The sequence below is a fragment of the Haloferula sp. genome, from assembly GCF_049672945.1.
Taxonomy (GTDB): Bacteria; Verrucomicrobiota; Verrucomicrobiia; order Verrucomicrobiales; family Akkermansiaceae; genus Haloferula.
The window spans coordinates 1-6,434 of sequence record NZ_JBATWY010000134.1 but is presented as its reverse complement, the minus strand read 5'-3'; the positions used below and the strand labels follow the sequence as shown (position 1 = coordinate 6,434).

General features: G+C 58.0%; 9 protein-coding genes. 1 reads left to right on the top strand and 8 read right to left on the bottom strand.

Going from position 1 to position 6,434, the window contains the following annotated elements; translation table 11 throughout:
- The 6 genes from WBG04_RS11825 to WBG04_RS11800 form a co-directional block, all read right to left on the bottom strand.
- On the bottom strand, positions 1 to 384 hold a 384-nt coding region (locus WBG04_RS11825; protein WP_424314636.1), incomplete at its 3' end, for an RNA recognition motif domain-containing protein.
- 208 nt (positions 385 to 592) lie between these two features.
- A complete protein-coding gene (gene hisF / locus WBG04_RS11820) occupies positions 593 to 1,357 on the bottom strand; it encodes an imidazole glycerol phosphate synthase subunit HisF (RefSeq protein ID WP_424314635.1) in 765 nt (254 codons plus the stop codon).
- 777 nt (positions 1,358 to 2,134) lie between these two features.
- The gene (locus WBG04_RS11815; RefSeq protein WP_424314634.1) at positions 2,135 to 2,602 is read right to left on the bottom strand and encodes a single-stranded DNA-binding protein; all 468 of its coding nucleotides are present in this window, start codon (positions 2,600 to 2,602) and stop codon (positions 2,135 to 2,137) included.
- 71 nt (positions 2,603 to 2,673) lie between these two features.
- Positions 2,674 to 2,958, bottom strand: a complete 285-nt coding sequence (rpsF, locus tag WBG04_RS11810) for a 30S ribosomal protein S6 (protein WP_424314633.1) — start codon at positions 2,956 to 2,958, stop codon at positions 2,674 to 2,676.
- Positions 2,909 to 3,544, bottom strand: a complete 636-nt coding sequence (gene pth, locus WBG04_RS11805) for an aminoacyl-tRNA hydrolase (protein WP_424314632.1) — start codon at positions 3,542 to 3,544, stop codon at positions 2,909 to 2,911. The genes rpsF and pth overlap by 50 nt, the downstream gene beginning before the upstream one ends.
- A gap of 139 nt (positions 3,545 to 3,683) precedes the next feature.
- Positions 3,684 to 4,328, bottom strand: coding sequence for a 50S ribosomal protein L25 (locus WBG04_RS11800; protein WP_424314631.1), 645 nt, complete (start codon positions 4,326 to 4,328; stop codon positions 3,684 to 3,686).
- Positions 4,329 to 5,015: 687 nt separating this feature from the next.
- On the opposite strand from WBG04_RS11800, the gene WBG04_RS11795 reads away from it, so the two are divergent.
- Positions 5,016 to 5,312, top strand: coding sequence for a hypothetical protein (locus tag WBG04_RS11795; protein ID WP_424314630.1), 297 nt, complete (start codon positions 5,016 to 5,018; stop codon positions 5,310 to 5,312).
- A 198-nt stretch (positions 5,313 to 5,510) separates the two neighbouring features.
- Here WBG04_RS11795 and WBG04_RS11790 read toward each other — a convergent pair whose 3' ends face one another.
- Together WBG04_RS11790 and WBG04_RS11785 are read right to left on the bottom strand one after the other, a co-directional pair.
- Positions 5,511 to 5,921 (bottom strand): PIN domain-containing protein, encoded by a 411-nt coding sequence (locus WBG04_RS11790; RefSeq protein ID WP_424314629.1) that lies wholly within the window; start codon positions 5,919 to 5,921, stop codon positions 5,511 to 5,513.
- Positions 5,922 to 5,923: 2 nt separating this feature from the next.
- Complete coding sequence (locus WBG04_RS11785) at positions 5,924 to 6,187, bottom strand: hypothetical protein (protein ID WP_424314628.1); 264 nt, start codon at positions 6,185 to 6,187, stop codon at positions 5,924 to 5,926.
- Between the last annotated feature and the right edge of the window lie 247 nt (positions 6,188 to 6,434).

Below are 6,434 nucleotides of genomic sequence, written 5' to 3'. Positions count from 1 at the left end.
GCCACGACGTGGTCCACCGCCGCCACCACCGCCAAAGCCACCTGAACGGGGCTCGCGAGGCTCAGCAGGATTCACGCGCAGAGCACGACCGCCCATATCGTGGCCGTCAAGTGCTTCAGCCGCTTCTTTTACACGGTCCTGATCGACGAGCGTCACGAAGCCGAAGCCACGCGGGCGCCCGGTCTCACGATCGGTCACGAGTTTCACTTTCTCCACTGCTCCATAGGAGGCGAAGAGTTCGGCTACTTCTTCTTCGGTAGCGCTGAAGGGCAAATTGCCCACGTAGATGTCCATTGGTCTGTCAAACAAAGCGCCCTTACTTTCTGTAACACTTTCCAGGTAAATGGCGCCAAGACCCGGTGAAGCGGAGCCGATGATTCTCATCGATCCACGGCTTCGCTACACAGCACCCACGCTCCTAGCAAGCACCGAAATCCCACTGTCACGGATTGTCCGGGCTTCCGTAGCGCGTTTTTTGGAATTTTTCAGGGTCACCCCGGCGAGTGGGGACCCCACAATGCCCGATGATCCAAGACCTGTGAGCCCGCAAGAACCCACCGCGACCGCGCTTTTGACCTTCGAATCCTGAGACTCAAACCTCCGGCCTTACCGGAATCCCCTTCTCGGCAAAGTAGCGCTTGGCGTCGCCCACCGTGTACTTGCCGAAGTGAAAGATGCTCGCCGCCAGCACCGCATCCGCCTTTCCGCGATCCAGCACTTCGACCATGTGGTCCAAATTCCCCGCCCCACCACTGGCAATCACCGGGATGCCGACGCCCTCGGAAATCGCCGCCGTCAGCTCGCAATCGTAGCCGGCCTGCGTGCCATCGGAATCCATGCTTGTTAGAAGAATCTCACCAGCGCCGCGCCGCCAGACTTCCTTCGCCCACTCGACCGCATCCAGCCCGACCGGGGTGCGCCCGCCGTGCGTGTAAACGCCCCACTTGCCCGGCCCCTCACGTTTGGCATCGATCGCCACCACGATGCACTGGCTGCCGAAGGCCTTGGCGCCCTCGTCGACCAGATCCGGGGTGTTCACCGCTGAGGTGTTCACTCCGACCTTGTCGGCTCCAGCAAGCAGCATTTCCCGCATGTTTTCCACTGTCCGGATACCACCGCCGACAGTTAGAGGAATAAAACAATGCTCGGCCGTCCTGCGCACCACATCGACCATCGTGGCGCGCTTGTCGGAGGATGCCGTGATGTCGAGAAAGACGAGTTCGTCGGCTTGCTGCTCGTTGTAGGCCATCGCCGATTCCACTGGATCGCCCGCGTCGACGAGGTCCACGAAATTGACACCCTTGACCACACGGCCATCGGTCACGTCGAGGCAAGGAATGATACGTTTCGCCAGCACGCCCGGAGGAAAGACTTCGGGCGACGAGGTGCCAAGTGAGAAGGATCGAGTTCTGAGAAAAGGTGGGATGAGGGGAAGAGTTTTCTGCCCGTCGTTCAGGCCTTGGGGATCAGGATCCAGGGGCCAGGGGTCAGAAAGACAGGAGACGCTGACGCGGGATACCGCCTTTTGCCTTTCTGCCCCCTGAATCCTGTCCCCTGTCCCCAAAAGTCCGCAGCGCCCTCGCGTCCTCTCTCCGCATGCCGCAACTCGTTCGCATCCCCCTCCGGCCGCCCGATCGGTCGTTCAGGCCTTGGGGATCAGGATCCAGGGGCCAGAGGTCAGAAAGACAGGAGACGCTGACGCGGGATATCGCCTTTCGCCTTTCGCCTTTCGCCTTTCGCCTTTCTGCCTTTCTGCCCCCTGAATCCTGACCCCTGTCCCCAAAAGTCCGTAGCACCCTCGCGTCCTCTCTCCGCATGCCGCAACTCGTTCGCATCCCCCTCCGGCCGCCGCGTCCCATCGGGACGATCCATGATAGCCGTGGGTTTCAACCCACGGAGCCTCGATCCAACAAATTCGCGCCACGGCGTGGCGCTTCAAGCAGGCGGACGATCGAACAACCCATCAGCCCTGGGAATCCTCACACTCAATTGGCCATGAAGCGTCGCGTCACGACGCCCTTTCAAATCCGCCGAATATCCGTGGACTCAAGTCCACGGCTATCAGGAGTGACCCCGATGGGGTCGCAAAGCATTCAACAAATCCAAGCACGCTGAAGATCGCACTCCGATCCGATCAAAACGGAATGTCGTCCTCTTCACCGTCGAAGTCCGACGGTTCGGCGGCAGATCCCCCTTGCGGTGCGCTTTGAGACGGTGTGCTGCTTTGGGAAGCGCCGCCTCCTCCCGCAGGACGTCCACCCCCCCCTTTGCCATCCGGCAGGAACTGGAGGACTTCGGCGACGATCTTGAGCTTGCTGCGCTTCTTCCCGGTTTCCCGGTCATCCCAGGTATCGAGCTGAAGACGGCCTTCCACGAAGACGCCACGCCCCTTCGTCAGATACTTCTGCGCATTCTCCGCCGTGTTTCCCCAAACCGTGATGTCGACGAAAGTCGTCTCATCGGTCCAGTTGTCATTGCTGTCCTTGACGCGACGGTTGACCGCAAGGCCGAGATCACCGACGGCGGTGCCTTTCGGCGTGTAGCGGACCTCGGGGTCCTTGGTCAGGTTCCCGATCAGGAGGACTTTATTGAGATTAGCCATGGCAGTGGTCAGATTGATTCCGGCAGCGGGGATCCGTCAAGAAAAAAACTGTTCTCGTGAACAGCTGTATCTCAGCGGAGCTGGTAATATTGCTGGTGGACCTGGGTGTTCAGCTTGAGTTTGGCGTTGATTTTTTCGATCACCTCAGGCTCGGCATCAAAGAGGTAGCTCACGTAGTGACCTCCATCGAGCTTGTTGGAGGGGTAGGCAAATTTCTTGCGGCCCATCTGCTGGACTTCCTCCAGCTTGCCGCCCTCGGCTTCGATTTCCTTGCCAACGGCGCTGACGAGATCCTCGATGCTGCCTTCAAGGCCCTTCGCGTTCAGAATGAGGAGCCCTTCGTATTTCCTGCTCATGGTCGATGTGTTCAATTGCTGATTTGCTTGAATTGTAAGTGTTTGCGGCGGGCGCAAATCCTTGGGAAAGCGCAAGCTGCACGGCCTCCACGGCGCTTGCAAGCGTGTTTTCCACCTCGTCCCGTTCGTCCTCACGGAAGGTGCCCAGCACGTGCCCGGTCATCTCACCAGGCCGGGCTTCGCCGATCCCGACCTTGAGCCGCGGAAAGGCGTCGCCGCCAAAGTGCTCGATCAGGGATTTGATGCCGTTGTGACCGCCGGCGCTGCCTTTCTCCCGGAAACGCAGGCGGCCCAGTGGCAGCGCGGAATCATCATACACGACCAGCACCTGCTCGGGCGGCCACTTGTGGAAAGCCGCGACCTGACGCACGCTGCGACCGCTGAGGTTCATGAAAGTCTGCGGCTTGAGCAAGAGAGTCCCATCCGGCAGCCTGGCGGCATGCGCCTGCCACTTCGGCCGCGATTCAAAGCTCGCTCCAGCGGCCGCAGCGAGCCGATCCAGGACCATGAAGCCGACATTGTGGCGGGTGTTCTCGTACTGCCGCCCGGGGTTACCTAGGCCAACGATGAGCGGGAAATGGGACACGGCGAAAGCTTTGCGCTCAGAAAGGCGAATTGTCGAACGTCTTCAAGTCCGCGCAATCCTCCCAGTTCTGAGCTCGAAGCCAAAAAAAGCCCGGCCACCATCACGGCGGGCCGGGCGTTGAAAGGGTCCTGAAATCGAATCAGGCCTCGGCAGGAGCTTCCTCCTCTGCAGCAGGCGCAGCTTCTGCAGCGGCAACGACTTCACCTTCAACAGGCTCTTCCTCAACGCGAGGTGCCCCGATGTGGGCGATCACGACCTCGGGATCGTAATTCGGCGAAACTCCCTTCGGAAACTCGACGTCCCCAATGTGCAGGGAGTCACCGAGTCCCAGTTTCGAGATGTCGAACTCGAGCATCTCGGGAAGATTGTTGGCAGTGCAGGAAATTTCCAGCGTGTGGTGGCCTTGCTCAAGCACGCCACCGGCCTTGATACCCGGCGCCTCACCCGTGAGGTGGACTGGAATCGATGCGGTAATTTCGCTCTTCAGGTCGACCGCCAGGAAGTCCACGTGCAATGGATCGCCGGAAAGCGGGTCATGCTGCACATCCTTGAGCTGGGCCAGATCGGTGCCGCCATCGGCGATTTCAAGGTTCACGATGAAGCTCTCGGAAGTGCTGTGGGCCAGCAATTCCCGGAAAGCCTTGGCGTTGATCTTGAGGTTCTTGTTCTCAGCATCCTTGCCGTAAACGACACAAGGAAGCCAGCCTTCGCGGCGCATTTGTTTGAGAACACCGGAGCCGGTACGGAGACGGGGTTCAGCGTGGAGTGTGGTCTTCTTGGCCATGACAGAAAGGGTCGATTGGTGGTTTGAGTGGTGCCGTTTTCGACGGCGGGCCGCGGGAGATAGCGGAGTGGAGAGGGAATGTCAAAAAATTGTTCGCCTCCTCTCCCCAGCGCGACCGAGCTTGGGAAGGAATCGAAATAAAACCGCCGATGAACGCAGATTGAAAAGGGATGTTTTCTTGAGATTCACCCATTTCTCGGTAACGAGGCATCGGATTCCGGATTAAAATTCAGTATTTCCGGAGATCTGCGTCCATCCGCGTTCATCTGCGGTTGAAAATGGAAGTTCTAAGGGCTGGCAATTCCCTGGCCTGATCGCCCCATCCTCTCCCCAGTCGCGGAGAAAGCCAGCAAACCAGCTCACCCCTTGACCCGGGAAGGCTTCCCCTCTAAAACCTGTCAGTTCTGGAAATTAAGAGTTCCGTGGAAAATTCGACTCAAACCCCAAGGTCGCTCAACCCCCAATCCAACTTAAGTCAAACAACGAAATCCAGCGATGATCCGTTTATCAGACGCTTATGATCCGATTAACTTCATCCAATGACAGGATAAATCTTTTCAGGCACGGCGGCTGCTGATTGAGTCTCTCAAGTCTGCGTATTCCCACTAGCCCCAATCCCCCTTCTGAGCCGATCCATCCCCCCGCAAGCGTCCAAGCTCAGCGGCCTACCATCGTCGATCCACCCCCATGACCGTAAACCCAGCAAGTTGGCTGATCCTCCTTGGATTGGTACCTCTGTGCGTAGGTCTGACGCGTTTGATGATTCACGCCGCTCCCAAACTGGGACTGGTCGACACTCCCTCTGATCGCCGCATTCATACCAAGGTCACCCCTCGGGCAGGTGGTATCGCGATCTACCTGACGATGATGATCGGCCTCGGGCTTCTTCACCTGTCCGGCCATACCTTCAGTCAGCGGATCAGCGGTCCCGGAAAACGAAGGTTCGCCAGATTGAAGACGATGAAAGCTGAAATACTAAAATGAAGAGTTCGGCGCGGGCTGTGCGGGATTCTCTACAGAAGGAAAGGAAGGAAACGAAGGTTTGAGGCGGTGGATGAAATCAGGCACTTCGTTACCTTGCTTTCCTTCTGTGGAAAAATTCTTCGGTCCAGTGACGCACGGGATTGTCGCGTAGAAGGCTTCGCCCCGCGCGCTTCCTGAGTCGTGGGTCGATGCGCGGAATCAGAAATTTGCGAGAAATTCCACAGGTCGACAGGTCAAAAATTCGTCGTAAAATATGCCGATGTCCAGCAGATGGTGGTCGTAGCTGACGAGATGAGTTGCCGCTCCATTGATGGCGCAGAGTAGGAAGATCGTGTCGTCGGAATCCACCGGGTAATGGCGGAAGTGGAAAAAGCGGATATCGACGAAATCCGCCACAAGAAGCAGTCCCGTGATGAATGCTTCGACTTCCTCAGGAGCATTGCCCTTTTCCAGCAACTTCTCAGCATACTCGGCTGCGATATCGCTGGTGACGAGCCAGGTGAATTCACGATTTGCCCAGCGACTGAGGATTTCCTTGTTCGGACTGAGAGGGTTGCTTGCACGATCCGCTGCCAGAACGACATTGGTATCCAATACCGCACGCAACATGATCAGGGAGCCTCAGAGGTCGTCATTTGATCCAAGCGTCGGAGGAGTGCTTCTCGCTCCTCATCGAGGTCAAAGCCTGCGGCGCGTTTTTGTCCGGCTTCCGCTTGGGCACGAGCAACCAAGGCGAGTGTTTCAGGGCGGAACCGATGTTGTCGCATTTCGAACTGGGCGACTTCCAATTTGATGAAACGGGCAACACGCTCTCCCAAGCCCGGGACACGACTGGCCCGTTGGAGGAGTTTGTCTGGAATTTCTAATGCGCCCATGGGCGGAAACTACAGGAAACCGAGGCTACAAATCAAGGCTGAATGCAAGTCGTCCGGTCCCGTCCCGTAAAACGGCTGCGCCGCACTCAAAGGGGTCGTCAAAGGGGTCGGTCCCGAATGGGTAACAGTTTAGCTGTTTTTTTGATCAGGATGAATTGCTGAAAAGGACGTCCTGAGCTTTCGCGGCGGTGCCGGTCAGGAGGCTGCGGAAGAGATCGAGGACGGAGCTCTGCTGGAGTTTTGCGGT

What these genes read in the sequence shown, in the direction of transcription:
- WBG04_RS11795 (WP_424314630.1), top strand. Translation starts at nt 5,016, where the DNA reads ATGACCGTAAACCCAGCAAGTTGGCTGATCCTCCTTGGATTGGTACCT.
- rpsF (WP_424314633.1), bottom strand. Translation starts at nt 2,958, where the DNA reads ATGAGCAGGAAATACGAAGGGCTCCTCATTCTGAACGCGAAGGGCCTT.
- WBG04_RS11815 (WP_424314634.1), bottom strand. Translation starts at nt 2,602, where the DNA reads ATGGCTAATCTCAATAAAGTCCTCCTGATCGGGAACCTGACCAAGGAC.
- WBG04_RS11800 (WP_424314631.1), bottom strand. Translation starts at nt 4,328, where the DNA reads ATGGCCAAGAAGACCACACTCCACGCTGAACCCCGTCTCCGTACCGGC.
- WBG04_RS11790 (WP_424314629.1), bottom strand. Translation starts at nt 5,921, where the DNA reads ATGTTGCGTGCGGTATTGGATACCAATGTCGTTCTGGCAGCGGATCGT.
- WBG04_RS11785 (WP_424314628.1), bottom strand. Translation starts at nt 6,187, where the DNA reads ATGGGCGCATTAGAAATTCCAGACAAACTCCTCCAACGGGCCAGTCGT.